Raw genomic sequence first — 17,577 nt, 5'->3', positions numbered from 1 at the left:
GAATAATGCAGAAGTATTTTTGGTGCCTGGGGCTGTTGGCGGCGCTGGGCGCCCCCTCGGCGCAGGCGGTGAATCAGGAAATCCGGGCGTTGTTTCAGCCGGATCCTTCTCAGCCGAGCAAAAATGTGTTTGTAAACAAAACGCCGAACAGTGGGTATTGCGCGATTTATCCAACAGAGTGTGCCACCAGCGGCATGTTCAGCATCCAGATCCCGGTTCGGTTCGATTCCCAGCGCGCCATGAACCCAGGCGAAACTCTTCAACTGAGGGCACCGGCCAACTGGCGACGCCTGACCGTGACCAATGCGGAAACTCAGGAAACGGAAACCGTTGAAGTGCGCATCACCGGCTTGGGCTCCGAGTACATCCTCAGTGACGATGCCACCGCTTTGACCGGTGAATCAGACAACCTTTTAGCGCATCGGGCGCTTTGGAAGGAAAGCAGCTGGGTTAATCCACCGCCGCCCTGTCAATACACCGGTGTAGGGGCCCTCGTTCCTCGCGCCTACCGGTTTTTCTGGAAAACGCCGCAAGAGGCGCTTTGCACGAAGACCACGCAGTTCCGCATTCCGGGCATTTCTTTCAACACCATCGACATCGCCTATGAAATGCGCACACCCAATCCCCTCAGTATGTCGTCGGGGCTGTACACCGGGTCGTTGACCTACACCCTCGGCCCTCAAGCGGATTTCATGTTCGGGTCGTTGATGTACCCGGATGATGCTGCTCTAACTCTGGACTTCGTACTCGACGTTCAACACACCCTGAAGGTCGACCTGCCGCCGGGCGGTGACAAGGTCTCGCTGGAACCTGCGGGCGGCTGGCAGCAGTGGATAGAGGGTGGTCGCAAGCCCGACAGAATCTTCCGCGACCAGATGTTCTACCTCTCTGCCTCGTCGCGCTTCAAGGTCATGATGCAGTGCCGCGATTCGCTCGGTGGAGAACGCTGCCGGATGTTTGGAGGAGGAAATGTCACTGACGTGACAACTCGTCTGACGCTGCCTGCCGGGATTACCTTCAGCGGTTATCCGGTGGGTCGCTTCCCGTTACAGCACAACGTCTGGATGGGGCCATTCCAGCCGAGTCACTATGTTAATCGCCAGGCCGGGACGCTGCATTTCGAAATCCCCAAGGATTCAATCGCAAGGCTGTTGCAGTCAGGCATGAGCGCCTCGCTTTATACCGACATCACCATCATCTGGGATTCGGAAGTTTGAGTTGCGAATGCCGGGTTATCTATTTTTTACAGGATTGAAGACGATGAATCGTGTGTTCTTACTGTGGGCGCTCAGCCTGTTTTGCAGCATGGTGCAGGCCGGGCCGCAGATCAATGTCGGCACTGTGTATGACTATCTGGATGCGGACAAAAGTACTTACCTGAAACGAGTGTTCAACAGCGGGGACAGCACCGCGTTCGTCAAGGTCAATGTGCTGGAAATTGTCTATGACGCCGACGGCACAACCCGGGAAATTCCGGTCGAAACCGCCACCGATGGCGCCTCGCGCAACGGCGTGATGGCCAGCCCGGCGCGGCTGATCGTGCCGGCCCAGGGCATGCAGGGCACTCGGTTGTTGTACATGGGCGAACGTGACCGCGAGCGTTACTTCCGGGTGCGCTTTGTGCCGGTGGTGCCAGAAAAGGAAGATGACTTTGTGGTAACCCAGGAAGAACGCGAAGACTACAAAAAGAGCTTGTCGGCCGGGGTTAACCTGATGACCGGTTTCGGCACGATTTTTTTCGTGCGGCCCAAGGACGCGCGATTTGAGACCGCCGTCAACGAAACCGCCAGTCGCTACGAACTGCGCAACAACGGCAACACAGTGGTGATCGTCGATGAGTTCAAAAGCTGTTCATTGGCGGAGGAAACCGATTGCGGTCCGACCACCAAGCATCATGTACTGGCCGGCAAGACGTTCGCCTTCGATAAGGAAAAGGGCCGTGAATATCGCTTCGCTCTGATCGAGGGCGGTGCGAAGAAAAATCTCACCATCGTGAGCCGATGACGACTTTTTGCGAAGCAGAGGGCAGGTAATCGATATGATCAAGCAATGTGCTTTCTTCGCGCTGACGGCAATCGCCGGGCTGATGGACTCCGTGGCGTGGGCAGCTCGGGAGCAGCACACCTTTCAGCTGTTTCTGGAAGTCCCGAACCGCTCGTTTTACATCATGCCGACGGAACCCGGCTGGATACATCAGCTGCAGCGCCTGGACTGGAACCCAGTCACCTCGGAACTGAGCACCGTGCGCAAGTATTTTGATGTGCGGCATGCATCCAGCGCCATCCAGGCGCGCCTGGAAGACTGGGCCTATCTGTCCAACGGCAGGCCAGGCGAAAACCTTAATTTACGGGTCATATTCAATGGCGTGATTTTGCTACCCGACGCTGCTCCGAAGGATGTCGTGTCGCAAGAGGATGCGGCGACCGGTGTTCGCGTTTTACTCGAGATCATTCCGCTAAAACCGTGGATGGGTTATCGGCCGGGCGATTACAGTGGCAACGTTCTGTTGATGTTCAATGCCAAAACACCGGGCGCATGAATGTCTGCATCAACGGGTACCCCTGATGCACAGGCATCAGGGGTGTTTGCGTTTGAACCTTATGACGAGGATTTTTGCAGTGCCTCGCGCGTCAGCCGCCTGCTCAGCTCTTTTTCCTGATAACCAATGTCGTTCAGCAATTGGCCATAAACCTCATCGCTCATCGCTTGCTCGACGAGCACGCTACTGTCGGCGATATCCAGTTGCCTGGCCAGGTTTTGAAGATGCCGTTTGAGGTTCTGTCTGTGCGCCGTCGACCCTCCCTTGGCGATGACCCAGGCCTGTTGGCTTTCGCGCAGTTGATCCAGTAGTTCTGACTTCTGTTCGTAGAGCCGGGTGTTGCGCGTGAATTCGTTTGGATAAGTATCACGCAGGTATTTTTCCCAGAACGGCAGCTCAATCATGTCATTGATCAAGCCATCGCCGACTTCCATCGACATCACCGTGTCGAAGGCCGTATTGAGGGTTTTGCCGCTGACGCCCGCTATCGGGCGGAACAACATCGACTCCGACTGCCAAGGTAAACCGAGGCGTTGGGCGAGGCCGGTTTCATAGGCGAGAAATACCTCCACTTCATCAGGATTGCCTTCGCGACTGGAGAAATCAGCGCGCGCGATGTCTTCCACCCGTGCGAGGCGAGCGGCGCCTTTTGCAAGAGTGGCCAAGCTGTTTTCAAGGTCCTCGGTCGACGTCGAAAAGGCATAGGCTTCGGACACCAGCACCTTGATGCCCATGTGGTTGAACACCTGCGCACCGGCATCGGCGCAGGTGGTGGGCGCCGTCGCCATTTCAAACAGGTCCTTGCACAACCCGGTGTCCAGGTCAATGGCCTCGATCATCCGCCAGACCCGACTGCTGAGCTGGTCGCGCCTTTCACCGCCGGCCCGGTAATCGGCGCCGAGTGTCTGTTTCTGGATCAGCTCAAAAAAGCCCTCGGAGCCAGGCTCGCTCATCAGGTCGTGCCAGGCTTCTTCCCGGAAGGTGCCCAGCCCGGAGACGTTGTTACTCCACCATTCGGAGTCGTCCTTCATGGGCCATTGGGCGATCGCGTCCAATGCTCCCTGGGCATAGGCTTGCTCAGGCGAAAGGCCGACAGAGCGCCGATATTCCTGGAACACAACCTTATTGGTGTCAGAGAGATCCCATTGATGCACGCGGGTGCGCGCCACGATCAAGGCATCGTGGGAGCCCGGCACCACGGTCGGGATTTCACTGATCGGGTTTTGCTGCAGATCCAGAAAAAACCCCCGGGGCCGAGGCTTGTTGAATGGCCCGAGCCCGAGGACGCCCTGGGGCCATGTGGTAGCGCCCGTGTTGCTCAAGCACAGCACTTTCAGCCTGGGCATGCGTTCAACGTTCGGAAGCAGGCCCAACGGCGGATTGTCATCGAGCCTGATGGTTTCCATGCGGGTCAGATTTTTCAGGCGCTCGACATCCGCTGCTGTCAACGTGATCTGGTTGTCGATCAGGCGCAGGGTTCGAAGGAAGTGCATCTGGCCGATGCCTTCGGGCAGTTGTTTCAACTCACAGGCCCTGGCACTCAGCTGCCGTAGATGCGGGAAGTCCTTAAGCAGGCCGGAAGCCTTTGCGGAAAAACGTGTGCGGTCCAGATTCAGGGTGTCGATCTGATCAAGGTACGGTTTGAGATTCGGCAGCTTTTTCCACCACCGCTCAAGGCTGACGGGAAGCAGCTCCACCGACAGGTCCAGCGCATACCCGCCCTCGGCAGTGATACTGCGCTCGCCGAAGACCGTCGCCTGTCGCTGGAAACACTCGATCAGTCGATCGCAAATGTGCAGTCCGCCCTTGTCGCGAAAGGACTGGCTACCCGGCCCCCAGCCTTCAGGTTGCTGGAATCGCCATTGATTGAGCAGCACCTTGAGATCATCCAGCTCGCGTTCCAGTCGTGTCAGTGTCTGATGCCCTTGTTCTTCCGGGCCGAGGGAGCGGACAAAGGTGCGGGTCTCGCGCTCGCTAAAATGCGGATACAAATCCTCCACCCGTTCAGTGAGCGTGGTCGCCGATCTGGACAGCGTCGGGCCGCGCAACAACAGCATGTCTTCGACTACCGCGATCCTGCGGATCGGCGGCTCGGCCAGCGCGGTACGGCGTGCGACGGGTGTATCGGTTTTGGCCATCACCCATTGCTTAAGAAAAATGCCCTGGCCTGGCCGGTAGCCCAATTGCACCCGTTTATCCGCGGGCACGGCCTGGAGGACCGCTTCGTAAAAGTCCTGCGCTTCACTGAGTGGGCGATTGTCGCCATCCCTTATTTCATACCGGCCCCTTTCATCCCGGATCAGCACGCGGACCGTCGACGCGTCCTGCGAACCGACACTGCACCGCAGCGGCCCGATGTCTGAGGCATCACGCACTTCGAGCCGTAGCTCATGGAAGGTATCGGAATGCAGTTTCAGCGCGTTCAGAATCAGGTTTTCCGTTTCCGGCACCCACTGCACTGCGTCCTCGAACCCGGCGTAGGCATGGTTCGTTCGTGCCTCGAAAGCGGCTTCACGGGCGCGGACTTTAATGCTTAATGGCAGCTGACGCTCCTGGGCCATGCGCTCGAGGTCAGCACCTTCGGCGCGGCTCAACAGGATTTTTGCCGCACGGGTGGGCAACTCGGGAAAGGCTTCGCGAATCAGCTGGACCTCAGGATCGGCGGTGGCCTGTGCGCCTTGATACAAGTAATTGAAGACATCTGCATTACGGCGTTGTGCTTCATCAGCCAAGCGATTGCGCAGTGCTTGGACCTGTTCGGTTCTGTCGAATGTCCCACCGAGCAAAGCCTCGAGCTGCGGGGCATCGAGAAAGTCGACCAGGCTTTGCGCAAACTGCTCGCTCAAAATGTGAGAAAGGCTGGTGGACAGGGTTTGCTCGCCGGTTGCGGTGGCATTGCCGTACTGGTGGAAAGGCCCTGTCAGATCGGCATTTTGATAAACCTTCAGTGCCTTTTCCGAAGGCCAGCCATCCAGGTAAGTCGCCATCGGGTCGAACCAGTAGGATGAGGGATCGAGCGCCTGTCCTGTTCGAATCCGTTGAATGGTTTCGCCGATCAGCCGCTGGATTTCCAGGCGTCCAACGCTGTCTTCCAGAAGCGGCGGCGGGGCCGTGTGGTCGACGTACATCTTGCGCAACGCGCCCTCTTCAGTGCCGCTGATGATGCGCGCGTTTTCCAGCTCGGCGTCGCTGAAGGCATCGACACTGTGGCCGAGGCGCCGCATCAGTGTCGGTCTATCCCAGGTCCGCGGGTTCTCCGCTTCGTGGGTCCAGGCGCCGAGACCGTTGTGTTGCAACTCGGGCCTATAGGCATTCGGGCGTTCCGGATGGGTGACGCGGTAGTCGCCGGTTTTTGCATCTTTATGCACGGCGAAATGCTTGTCGTCCAACGGTAAAACTGTTTGCCCTTCGTGGGCATGCAGGCCCAGTTTGTCGGGCCTGGAGTCGGTCGCCAGGGTCAGATCCGGCCGCTCGTAAGCCTTGAGATCGGGATGCCACAGTCGTGGCTCACCATTGGGAAGGGTCACCGGTTTCATGCCTTCGACCAGCGGCGACAGTTTCAGCCTGGCAATCTCTCCGATCTTCGCGCCTGCGGCAAACAGGGCCAATTGAACGATGTCCGTGACCACGCCGACGACATGCTCGGCGGCTTCAATCCGCAGCCCTTCGGCCAGGTCAACAATGCCTTCGATAACGTCGCTGGTGATCTGATACGCGGTGTACACCATCATCAATTCCCCCACGCCGGGGACGAACGGTGTGACGACCAGCAACGCCACATTGAAGATGTCCGAAACTATTTTCTTGAAGTTGTCCCACCACGCCCAACGTGCATTGCGATCGGTATCGGCGGTGGACACAGCGATGTGTTGGGCATCATTGAGGATTTTGTTCAGTTTTGCCTGGTACTGGTGTTCCCAAAGGTCGACTCTGATCGGCGTTGCGCTGAACTGCAGATGAACGGCGTTTTTCGGAACTTTCCTCCAGTTCGGTAGCGGGTCCGTTGTTGCTCTGTAATGCCATTTCACATCGAACAGGCGTTGTTGCAGTTCGCCGAAAAAATGCCCTCGTTGCATCTGATCAACGAACCGGCTGAAGTACTGGCGATAGCTCATGCCGGTGGAAGAGATGACGGCATTGTCGCGCAGTTGCCGGGTCAGTTCGCTCATGAAAGCGCTGGTCGAGGGGTATTCCTTGAGCGGGTGCTCCGGGTCTTGCGGCACGTAAGCGATGACTGGCACGACACCGCGATGCTGCTCCAGATCCGGGGCGATCAGCACGATGCCTGTCAGCCGGCTGTCCAGAATGTACAGTTCAGCGAATTGCATTGCCCTGCCGTTATGCAGCAGCTTGCGCTGGCCGTCGAGCATGTTGAGGATCAGGACGCGGGCGCCGAAGTCGATATCTCCGGTCATTACCGCCTGTTGAACCGCTGCCTTGAAGGCCGCTTTCTCGCTATCTGTGATCCAGCGCTGCAACACATACTGCGCAACGCCATCCCTGGGCCGCAGCTGTTCTTCCAGGTATTGGCTGTAGTGCGCGCCGATGTCCAGTTCGCGGCACAAATTCTGAAACCCGGGGATAGACATCTTGCGTTTGATCGGCAACACGGCGAAGTGCCCACGGGAATCGGGCTGGCTGATGAATTCCGAGTCTGGTTCACACGTTTCGTTTCGGGCGAAGTTGTGCAGCGCGGCATCGAGCAGCGATACGGTTCGCGTGACGAACCCGTCGTTCGAATCGATGATGTACCAAGGATTTTTTTTGGGTAGATAAAGATGCAAGTAAGTAGTTCTTACATCGACCTCAACACCGAATTGTTTCTTCAGCGCGTCGGTAAGTAACGGCTCGGCGAACTGGTAAATGTTTTGCAACTTGTCGAGGAAACGGTCGATCTTGTTGCGAGAGGACCAGAGTTCGAGGTTGGCATTTTGCAAGTGCGCGTGATCGCGGTCCGCGGCTGTCTTGATCCATGGCGCCGGCGTTGTTTTCGTTAGGGCCAGCTGTCTGACGCTTCGCAACGGAGTGTTCTTGAATGTGGGGTGAATCCGGCTCTCGATGAACGCGTAATGACGACCTTTATTGTCGGCTTGCGACAGTTCAGACGTACTTCCTTGTAAGTCAGGCATGCTGTTGATAAACCTTGGGCATTAATGGGAGTCATCAGCCTAACGCCCGAGGCTCAAAGTAAAAGTTCGAATTACAGCTGCTTAGTAAGCGTTCGTCCCCACAACGCATTGGAATTATCAATGCCGAAAATAATTAATTACCGCCCCTTTTTTATCCGCGGCGAGCTACCTCGACCGGCAGGCATTGCGTATGAGTACCCGGTTGCAGATACGGCGTCAGAATCGGCGCCATGCCCTTTAGCACCTGGACCGGCAGCGCCGAAGTGAATTTGAACGCCTCCGCCGTGCGCCCGGGTACGAACGCGGTCAAGGTGCCGAAATGGCTATCGCCGATGTAGAACACGAAGGTCGCCGTGCGGTTGATGGATTTCGAGCTGAGAATCCGTCCGCCCGAACCGATGGCTTCAATGCGGTTATCCCCGGTCCCGGTTTTACCGCCCATGGCCAGCGGTTTGCCATCTGGCGTGATGAAACTGCCAGAAACACGTTTGGCCGTACCGGCATCCACCACTTGCGACAAGGCTTCGCGCATGGCCGTGGCGACCTCGGACGGCATCACCCGTTTACCGACATCCGGGTCATTGATCAGTTTGGTTTCATACGGCGTGTTCGCCGCGAAGTGCAGGCTGTCGATACGCAGGGTCGGCATCCGCACGCCGTCATTGAGAATGGTGCCGATCAGCTCCGCCAATGCCGCCGGGCGGTCGCCGGAGCTGCCGATGGCGGTGGCCAGCGACGGCACCAGGTGGTCGAACGGATAACCGACTTTCTGCCAGCGCTGGTGAATGTCGAGGAACGCTTCGATCTCTAGCATGGTGCGAATGCGGCTGTCGCGCGCCCCTTTGTGACGGCTTTTGAACAGCCAACTGTAGACTTCCTGACGTTCGAACTGACTGGCTTTGACGATCTGGCTCCACTTGGCATCCGGGTTGTTCAGCAGGTAGCCCATCAGCCAAAGATCCAGTGGGTGAACCTTGGCGATGAAGCCCTGATCCGGCAAGTCGTAGGCGCCAGGGCTGTAATTTTCGTAGAGCCGTTGGAGGCGCTCGTCCGTCAGTTTTTCGGTGAGCTTGGCGCCTGCGAGGTGTGAACGCACGAAGGTGTTGAAGCTTTCCTGACTGGCCTGTGGCAGCAGATAACGATGCACGGCGGCCATGCGAATCGGCGTCGGGCGCATGCTGTCGAGGAAGGTTTCGAGCCGCGCCTGGGTGTCCTTGTTTTTGTACTTCTTCCAGAACTTCAGCAGGAACGACGTGCCTTCGCTGTCGGCGAAAGAGGCCAGGTATTCCTGACGCCGAGGGTCGCGATCGTCCTTGAGCAACTCGGCACTGCTGTTGGGGCCGGAGTAGGTGGTGTAGCGCACCAGATCACGCATCAGCCGAATGAATGGCAGGTTGATCGATTCGCGCAGGGCATCGCGCAGCGTTGGCAGGCGGCCGTTGTCTTCTTTGCGGAAGTTCACGAACGTGTGTAATCCACCGCCGGTAAAAAAGGCTTCGCCGGGGCTGGCGGAGTATTTGCGGTCCAGCGCGGCACCCAGCATTGCCGGCAGGTTGCGGTCTTTATTCTGGATCAGGTAATCGACGGCCCAGCGACTCAGACGGTCCTGGTCTGGGACGTCGACTTTCTTCAATTCCGGTACGGTCATCTCAGCGTACTTATCGTGCAGCTCGGCGATGATTTGCAGATAGGTCGTCAGCACGCGCATTTTTGCGGTGGAGCCCAGTTCCAGCTTGCTGCCTTCATTGATATCGAAAGGCTGATCGGTGCTGTCGGTCTGCACCCGCACCCGCGAACCGTCCGGGGTCAGTTCGAACAGGGTGAAGCTGTAGCGTACTTGCGTGGTGCTGGTGGGCGTCAGCAGGCGTTCGCCCATCAGGCCAATTTGTGTCGCAAAAACCGGGTCGGCCAAATGCTTGAGGTATTCGGTGACCTGGGTTTGCAGATCGCCCTGCAGCGTGCTGGTGGCCGAGAGATCGAGACGATCGAGATCGTACAGCGGCCGATTGAGCAACCCGCCCAATCGACTGCGCGCCACACTGATGCCTTTGTTGGTTTCGATCGGTTGAATGGTCGGCTGGGTCTGCCAGTCGCGGTAGGTCACTTTGCTGGCCAGCGCCGCTGCGGCGAGGGGCGCATCGATCACGCCGTTCTGTGCCAGCAGGCGAATGTGGCTATCGGTGAGGTCGGCCAGCTCCTCGTGACCCTTGGTCAGGTAATGGGAAGGGCGGCGCTGGGCAATCATCAACGAGAGCATTTCACGAAGCGCCAGGCCTTTTTCCGACATGCTTTGCGGATCTGTCGCGTTGCTGGCCAGCCGTTCGTTGGCCTTGTTGAAATCGGCGCCGTACCAAACGCGCAAACCTTCGGCCATACCATGCACTTCACCGTGGCCCGGTACGGCCGACAGCGGCACGCTGTTGAGGTAATCGCGAACCACGTTCTGCCGGGCTTCGAGGGTCTCCGGTCCGGCCTGATAGGCGCGCACGCTGGCAGAAATCATCTGGCGGATTTTTTCCGCGCCCGACACGGTCAAGCCATCGGGCGAATGCCGGTACTTCTCAAGTTGAGTCGCCAGGGTACTGCCGCCCGCCGACTGGCCTGGCAGGTGCAACAACTTGGCGACCTGGGACCATGCCGCCATGCCGAACCGCGGCCAATCCACCGCGGGGTTGGCCCGGGGCTGACGGGGATCGAGCAGGAAGCGGTTTTCGATGAACAGCAAACTGTTGACCACTACGGGTGGGATAGCCGCAAAGCTTGAATAAAGTTGTTGTGGGTATTTGTACTGGTAAAGCGGTGCCGCTCGGCAATCCGTGATCGACAATCCAGCCTGGATTTTCTCCGCGTAGGGCACGAAAAAGCCCTTGTCGGTGTAGTCCATCAGCCTTTGGGAAAACCGGGTTTGTGACGCAACAACGTAATCGCGCTTGATCAGACGCGGCAGGAATTCATCCAGGGAGCTGTAGCCCAGACGCAGGTCAAAAGGCCCGGCGCCGGGATAACGAATGGCGTCACTGGGGCCGCGTTGCATGTCATAGGTCAGGGAGGTGGCAAATTGGCTGACTTCCCGGGATTGAAATTTCGAGGTGCGCATTTCCTTGGCGGCAGCCAGACCCAGGACAATCAGAATAATCAGCAACAACAACCAGAAAGCCCCCCAGCCGTGTTTCGTGCGACTGCTACGAGGTTTTTCAGGTAAAGGCGCTTCATCCACACGTTCAGTCGGGACCACATTTTTACTCGAATCGGTTTGCCATAAAACGCCCATAGTCGACTGATCCATTCACGCAGATTGATCGGACTTGTCTGAAGCTTAGACGGTGGTTGGCGATGGTGAAAAAATTGTGATCCTCCAAATGTCGTGGATCCACTTTGACCTGTGGCGAGGGGATTTATCGGAACGCCGCACCGCCCCGTCCGGCTGCGCAGCAGTCGTAAATGCTTCAAATGCGGTCTTTCTGAAAGGGAAGAGGGGCTGGTTTGGGGCGGCTGCGCCACCCAACGGGGCGGTGCGGCGTTCCGATAAATCCCCTCGCCACAACGCTTCCCTCGTCACAGAAATTGAGGAGGCCTGAAAGGGTTGAAGTAGAGCCATCTCCGTGTAAATACTGGTTGGATAGGAACATGACGACGCACCATTACCGTGCAATACTCCGCGCCGTTTCAGTGACGAATAATCCTGCATAACCCAGGTAATGCCCCTCCGTAAACCGCGCTCTTCCCGAGAGTTCTCGCTGAATGTTGTGGTTTATAGAGTGAAAAGCCCTGTAGGAAGCTTTTTATACTGCACGCCCCGCTGATCTTGCAGGTTTTGTCCTACAAGACGGGTTTGCTCACGAAGCAGGCCCGGTTTCTCAGAAGCAATGGCTTACCGGTCAGCGCTTCGTTACTCGGTGGTCATATCCAATAACAAGACGAGGTTGTACCCCTATGCCAGTCGGCAATCACCTGCCCCACGGCGAGACCGCTCAAGGCGGCCCGCTCAAACGCGAACTCGGCGAACGGCATATTCGCTTGATGGCGCTGGGCGCTTGTATCGGCGTCGGCCTGTTCCTCGGTTCGGCCAAGGCCATCGAGATGGCCGGTCCGGCAATCATGCTTTCCTACATCATCGGCGGTCTGGCGATTCTGGTGATCATGCGCGCCCTCGGCGAGATGGCGGTGCACAACCCCGTGGCAGGCTCCTTCAGCCGTTATGCTCAAGACTACCTCGGCCCCTTGGCGGGCTTCCTGACCGGCTGGAACTACTGGTTCCTGTGGCTGGTGACTTGCGTTGCGGAAATCACTGCGGTGGCGGTGTACATGGGCGTCTGGTTCCCCGATGTGCCGCGCTGGATTTGGGCACTCGCCGCGTTGATCAGCATGGGTTCGATCAACCTGATTGCGGTGAAAGCCTTCGGTGAGTTCGAATTCTGGTTCGCCCTGATCAAGATCGTCACCATCATTGCCATGGTGGTCGGCGGCATCGGTGTGATCGCTTTCGGTTTCGGTAATGACGGCGTGGCGTTGGGGATTTCCAATCTCTGGGCTCATGGCGGCTTCATGCCCAACGGCGTGCAAGGCGTATTGATGTCGCTGCAGATGGTGATGTTCGCCTACCTCGGTGTCGAAATGATCGGCCTGACCGCCGGTGAAGCGAAGAATCCGCAGAAGACTATTCCCAATGCGATCGGCTCGGTGTTCTGGCGGATTCTGCTGTTTTACGTTGGTGCGCTGTTCGTGATTCTGTCGATCTACCCGTGGAACGAAATCGGCACTCAGGGCAGCCCATTCGTGATGACCTTCGAGCGCCTGGGTATCAAGACCGCCGCCGGCATCATCAACTTCGTGGTGATCACCGCCGCACTGTCGTCCTGCAACGGCGGCATTTTCAGCACCGGTCGCATGCTCTACAGTCTGGCGCAGAATGGCCAGGCCCCGGCCGGCTTTGCCAAGACCTCGAACAACGGCGTGCCGCGTCGCGCCTTGCTGCTGTCTATCGGCGTGTTGTTGTTGGGCGTATTGCTCAACTACCTGGTGCCTGAGAAAGTCTTCGTCTGGGTGACGGCGATTGCCACCTTCGGCGCGATCTGGACCTGGGTGATGATCCTGCTGGCCCAGCTCAAGTTCCGCAAAGGCCTGAGTGCCAGCGAACGTGCCGGCCTGAAATACAAGATGTGGCTGTACCCGGTCAGCTCGTATCTGGCGCTGGCGTTTTTGGTGCTGGTGGTCGGCCTTATGGCGTACTTCCCGGAAACCCGCGTAGCACTGTATGTAGGCCCGGCGTTCCTGGTATTGCTGACGGTGTTGTTCTACGTGTTCAAGCTGCAACCGACCAATGTGTCGCAAGGTGCGGTGCGTTCGGCTTCGTAAGGCGTAACGCCTGAAATGAAAAAGCCCCGGTCCATTGGCCGGGGCTTTTGCATTTCAGGCTGTCGCGGTTTGCATTGATCGATTCAGGCGTTTGTTGAAATCCAGCCACGCGCCCAGCAACGCCATCAACCCAACCCCCAGCACTGCGCTGGAGACTTGCATCACAAAGGCATCGCCGCCCAACGAATTGAGCATGTCCGCCAAGGGCGCCAACAGCACGCCGAGGCAGAAAACTTCCAGTGAGTAGCGCCCCATGCGGCAGCATTGCTGCGCCAGCCAGTTTTGCGTCCAGCCGTTGCCGGGCAAGAGCCTGGCGGTGACATAGGCCAGCGCCAGGAAGTGCAGCAGCCGGACCGGCGACAGATCGGTCTTGCTGATCGGGTACAGCAGGTTGCTCAGGCTGGCTGGCATCACGGCATCGTGTATTTCCGGCCACCGCCAGGAGATAGTAATCACGCCGGTAACCACCACGTACACCGCCGCGCTGACAAACAAGGGCTGGCGCAACAGCGGGCGAGAGTCGGGCAACCGTGGGCGCTGCCAGTGAATCGCCGCAAAGCCGCCGAGGACAAACAACAGTTGCCAGGTGACGGGGTTGAAGTACCACACACCGTCCTTGATTGCCGCAAGGTTCCAGCCAAACCGCGGTGCCAGCAGGTACACCGCCAATGATACCGCTACGACCGCCCACGGCTTGCGCACCAGCAACGGCAGGACCAGTGGCAATCCCGCCAGCAGCACGATGTACAGCGGCAGCGGGTCCATCAGGTTCGGCTTGAAGCGCAGCAGTAACTCATCCGTCAACGCTTGCTGAGGGTTGGTGATGAAGTGACGCAGGCCCATTTCTTCCACCAGGTCGCGGGTTTCCACATGGCTGTTGGCGAAGAACACGATGCCCATCAGCATGGCCAGCAGGAAAATATGGACCACGTAAAGCACCCAGGCACGCCGCAGAATCTTCACGCAGGCGATCAGGTAACCCTCGCGCGCAAGGATTTTGCCATAGGCCAGAACGGCCGCATAACCGGCCAGGAACACGAATATTTCTGCGGCGTCGCTGAAACCGACGTTGCGCAGGGTGATTTGGCCAAGGGGGTTGTGAGGCACGTGATCCCAAAAGATGAAGATCAGTGCCAGGCCGCGAAAAAAGTCGATTCGGTGATCGCGCTCAAACGTCATGACGGCGGGCTCGTGAACGGATGTTGAAATAAGGAGTAGCCGAAGGCGCCAAAAGGTTACGCGCCGCACATCGGCGGCGCGCAGGGTGGCGTGATTCGCAGGCAATTGCAAAAACCGGGGTATTACGGGATGTCTCCTGGAATGGCGGTGGCCCTACCGCTGGTCACAAATAACCGCTGGTCTGAAAGGCCATCAGACCTGTGATTTCTGACAGTAGACAGGTTCAAAATTTTATGACGTGAAACGGGAGAGTCACCATGAGGCTCTTGTGGAAAGGATTTTCCAGCTACACGGTGGTTGGTGTCGCCAACACGCTGATCCACTGGCAAATCTTTTTCCTGCTGAGTGTGGGGGCTGACTTGAGTCAGGCTGTCAGCAACCTGGCAGCCTTCTGCGTTGCCGCCTCGTTTTCCTTCTACATGAACGCGCTTTACACCTTCGATGCCAAAGCGTCGGTTGGCGGCTATCTTTTGTTTCTGGGGGCCATGGGAGGTTTGAGTCTGGGTGTCGGCCATGCAGGAGACGTGTGGAAACTTCACGGTCTGCTGACAGTGGCCATGTTTTCGGCGTTGAGCCTGGTGCTTGGCTTTCTGTTTTCAAAGTACGTGGTCTTTCGCGAGCGTAACGCATGAAAGTCTCGTTAATCGTTCCGGTATTCAATGAAGAACAGGCGATCAGCCTGTTTTATCAGGCAGTGCGTCGCGAGTTGAGGCTTGACCCAGCAGAGGTCGAGATCGTGTTCATCAACGATGGCAGTTCCGACCGCACGGCTGATGAGGTCAAGGCCCTGGCGCAAGCCGATGATCAGGTATTGCTGATCAACTTCTCGCGCAATTTCGGCAAGGAACCGGCGTTGTTCGCCGGCCTGGAATATGCCACCGGCGATGCGGTGATTCCCATGGATGTGGATTTGCAGGATCCGATCAGCGTCATCCCGCGGTTGATCGACCAATGGCAAAAAGGCGCGGATGTGGTGCTCGCCAAGCGCCGGGATCGCAGCGCCGACAGTTACCTGAAACGCCACAGCGCGTCGCTGTTCTACCGTGTGCTGAACCGTATCGCTTACACCCGGATCGAAGAAAACGTCGGGGATTTCCGGTTGATGGATCGCAAGGTAGTCGACGTTATACGTGCGCTTCCCGAGCATCAGTTGTTCATGAAGGGCGTGCTGTCATGGGCCGGGTTCACCACCGTGGTAGTGGAATACGAGCGAGCTGAGCGAGTGGCGGGCACCAGCAAGTTCAATGGCTGGAAGCTCTGGAACCTGGCACTGGAAGGCGTGACCTCATTCAGTACGGTGCCGTTGCGCTTATGGACTTACGTCGGTGGCGGTATTTCGATCTTCGCGGTGCTCTACGCGGTGTACATGGTGCTGGACAAGGTTTTCTTCGGCAACAGCGTCCCCGGTTACCCGTCGTTGATGACGGCCATTCTGTTTCTCGGCGGCGTACAGCTGATCGGCATCGGCATCCTCGGTGAGTACGTCGGCCGAATCTACATCGAAGCCAAGCATCGGCCGCGCTACATAGTCAAAGATGTCGTCGGCGGCAAAGACCGGCTCGGGTTTTAGCATGGGCAGGTTCAGCGACTTTTTCAGCAAGGAACTCGGACGCCGCCAGGTCTGGCTGTTTTTTCTGTTGGCGACCTTTGTGTATGTCGTTCCGCTCATCCTCGCGGACTATCCGTACATCGATGACAACTGGCGATCGTTGTCGGCCGGTACGGCCTGGGCGGGACAGGGGCGACTGTTCACCGAGCTGTTCTACAACCTGCTCACCTTCAGCGATGCCGCGCCGAACATTTTCCCGTTGCCGCTATTGATCGCCACGCTGGCCATGGCCGCGGCGTTGACGAGCCTAACGTTTCATTACTACCCGCAACCGACGATTGCTTGCTGCCTGGTGCCGTTGCCGCTCTGGTACAACCCGTTCTTTCTGCAAAACCTGTCCTATCAATACGACGGCCCTGCCATGGCTTTGAGCCTGGTGGCGGTCATCTACGCCATCACGTTTCGTCACCCCTCGCGCATTTTGCAGTGGCTGGTGCCGTCCTTCCTGGTTGCGTTGGCGATAGGGCTGTATCAGGTGACCTTCAATGTGTTTCTCGGGTTGTTTTGCCTGGAGGTGCTCAGGGGCGCCAATGACAAACTGGCCTGGCCGCAGTGGTGCGGTTTGATCGGCTGGAAAATCGCTCAGGCCTTCCTGGGCTGCCTGATTTACGCCGTCAGTGCTTATCCGTTCACTCAACAGAATCGTACCCTGCTGCTGAACTGGACAGCCGAGCCGTTGCTGCAACTGCACGTCAACATCGCCAGGGTGCTGGAAAAAGTCGTGCTGCTGTTTCACGGCGGATTTGCCTGGGTGTTCGCCGGATTGTTGCTGTGTGCCATTGCCGGCGCGGTTCGCCTGGGGCTCAACGTCGTGGCGCGTCAGGACAGCACAGCGAACAAAATTCTGATCGGCCTGATCTGCGTGCTGGCATTACCGGTAGTGACCTTGCTGGTGTCGGGTATGGCGCTGTTTTTCCGGGACTTCAATGAAGGGGCCAGGACGCTGATGGGCTTCGCGGTCCTATTGGTGCTGTTGTTCTACTTGAGCCATCTGGCGCTGGCACGAATCCACGAACGGCTGCCGCTGTTGCTGGTGGTTCCATTGTTGGCGATGCTTTCGCTGTCGTATGCCTATGGACGGGTGCTGACGGTGCAGAAAGCCTTCGCGTCCAGCGCACTCTTTAGTCTTGAGCACGACATCGCGTCGAATCGACAGCTGCGCGAAGCCAAGCGCATTTACATGTCGGTGACCTATTCTGACCACTGGCTGCTGGGGGCGGCGGGCTCGTTCAAGCAGATGCCGGTGTTGCACTATCTACTGAACATCGACTTTTTCATGCTGGCCGAGAACCTGCCGAAAGTGGGCATCACCAACGTGGTGGCGGAGAGAGAGCGACGTAACGCGACCAAGGTGGGTTATCAGGGTTATCCACCGGTGGTGGAGAACCCGTACTACCGGATTTACATGCTGGGTGATTACGGTTTTATCGTCATGAAAGAGCCGGCCCCGATCAAGGCGCTTCGCTGGTGAAACGCGATGACGGGGCCGCGGGGTTCAGGCCGCCGCGACTTCGTTGGGCTCAAAACTATCCGCCCGCGCCATCTGCCACATCCGCGAGTAAAACTCGCCATTCACTTCACCGGTCAGCAACTCCCCCGGTTTCAAGAACACATACAACTGCGAGAACAGTTTGATCTCGGTCGCCGACATGCGCCGTACCAAGTGCTTGGCCGATTGATCTCGCGAATGCGGTGTGTCAGCCAACATCAATGTTGAATGTAATGGCCTCTTCGCGAGCAAGCTTTGCTCCTACAGAAAAGCGGTG

10 protein-coding genes and 1 pseudogene are annotated in these 17,577 nt (G+C 57.8%); 7 read left to right on the top strand and 4 right to left on the bottom strand.

From position 1 onward, the window contains the following. Positions 1–5: 5 nt before the first annotated feature. The 3 genes from ACYZT0_RS20230 to ACYZT0_RS20220 are packed head-to-tail and all read left to right on the top strand — an operon-like array spanning position 6 to position 2,539. A complete protein-coding gene (locus ACYZT0_RS20230; protein WP_462042700.1) occupies positions 6–1,217 on the top strand; it encodes a hypothetical protein in 1,212 nt (403 codons plus the stop codon). A gap of 43 nt (positions 1,218–1,260) precedes the next feature. Further along, positions 1,261–2,004, top strand: a complete 744-nt coding sequence (locus ACYZT0_RS20225) for a molecular chaperone (RefSeq protein ID WP_462042699.1) — start codon at positions 1,261–1,263, stop codon at positions 2,002–2,004. A gap of 34 nt (positions 2,005–2,038) precedes the next feature. Then, positions 2,039–2,539, top strand: coding sequence for a CS1 type fimbrial major subunit (locus tag ACYZT0_RS20220; RefSeq protein ID WP_462042698.1), 501 nt, complete (start codon positions 2,039–2,041; stop codon positions 2,537–2,539). A 59-nt stretch (positions 2,540–2,598) separates the two neighbouring features. Here the strand turns inward: ACYZT0_RS20220 and ACYZT0_RS20215 are convergent, their stop codons facing one another. Further along, complete coding sequence (locus ACYZT0_RS20215; RefSeq protein ID WP_462042697.1) at positions 2,599–7,668, bottom strand: NEL-type E3 ubiquitin ligase domain-containing protein; 5,070 nt, start codon at positions 7,666–7,668, stop codon at positions 2,599–2,601. 151 nt (positions 7,669–7,819) lie between these two features. Continuing rightward, positions 7,820–10,939, bottom strand: coding sequence for a transglycosylase domain-containing protein (locus ACYZT0_RS20210; protein ID WP_462042696.1), 3,120 nt, complete (start codon positions 10,937–10,939; stop codon positions 7,820–7,822). Between the two features lie 662 nt (positions 10,940–11,601). Between ACYZT0_RS20210 and ACYZT0_RS20205 the strand changes: the two genes are divergently transcribed. Continuing rightward, a complete protein-coding gene (locus ACYZT0_RS20205; protein WP_462042695.1) occupies positions 11,602–13,023 on the top strand; it encodes an amino acid permease in 1,422 nt (473 codons plus the stop codon). A 54-nt stretch (positions 13,024–13,077) separates the two neighbouring features. Here the strand turns inward: ACYZT0_RS20205 and ACYZT0_RS20200 are convergent, their stop codons facing one another. Further along, positions 13,078–14,202 (bottom strand): OpgC family protein, encoded by a 1,125-nt coding sequence (locus ACYZT0_RS20200; RefSeq protein ID WP_462042694.1) that lies wholly within the window; start codon positions 14,200–14,202, stop codon positions 13,078–13,080. A 257-nt stretch (positions 14,203–14,459) separates the two neighbouring features. Between ACYZT0_RS20200 and ACYZT0_RS20195 the strand changes: the two genes are divergently transcribed. From ACYZT0_RS20195 to ACYZT0_RS20185, 3 genes are read left to right on the top strand one after another with little or no spacing between them, the layout of a single operon-like run. Continuing rightward, a complete protein-coding gene (locus ACYZT0_RS20195; RefSeq protein ID WP_282375304.1) occupies positions 14,460–14,834 on the top strand; it encodes a GtrA family protein in 375 nt (124 codons plus the stop codon). After that, the gene (locus ACYZT0_RS20190) at positions 14,831–15,772 is read left to right on the top strand and encodes a glycosyltransferase family 2 protein (RefSeq protein WP_462042693.1); all 942 of its coding nucleotides are present in this window, start codon (positions 14,831–14,833) and stop codon (positions 15,770–15,772) included. The genes ACYZT0_RS20195 and ACYZT0_RS20190 overlap by 4 nt, the downstream gene beginning before the upstream one ends. Before the next feature lies 1 nt (position 15,773). After that, complete coding sequence (locus tag ACYZT0_RS20185) at positions 15,774–17,282, top strand: glucosyltransferase domain-containing protein (protein WP_462042692.1); 1,509 nt, start codon at positions 15,774–15,776, stop codon at positions 17,280–17,282. A 24-nt stretch (positions 17,283–17,306) separates the two neighbouring features. On the opposite strand, the pseudogene ACYZT0_RS20180 reads toward ACYZT0_RS20185, so the two are convergent. Continuing rightward, positions 17,307–17,492, bottom strand: a pseudogene (locus ACYZT0_RS20180) (FMN-binding glutamate synthase family protein); the annotation flags it as partial. Between the last annotated feature and the right edge of the window lie 85 nt (positions 17,493–17,577).

Source organism: Pseudomonas sp. ZS1P83 (assembly GCF_054897825.1).
The sequence above is the reverse complement of the archived record's forward strand: the minus strand, read 5'-3'. Positions and strand labels throughout refer to the sequence as shown.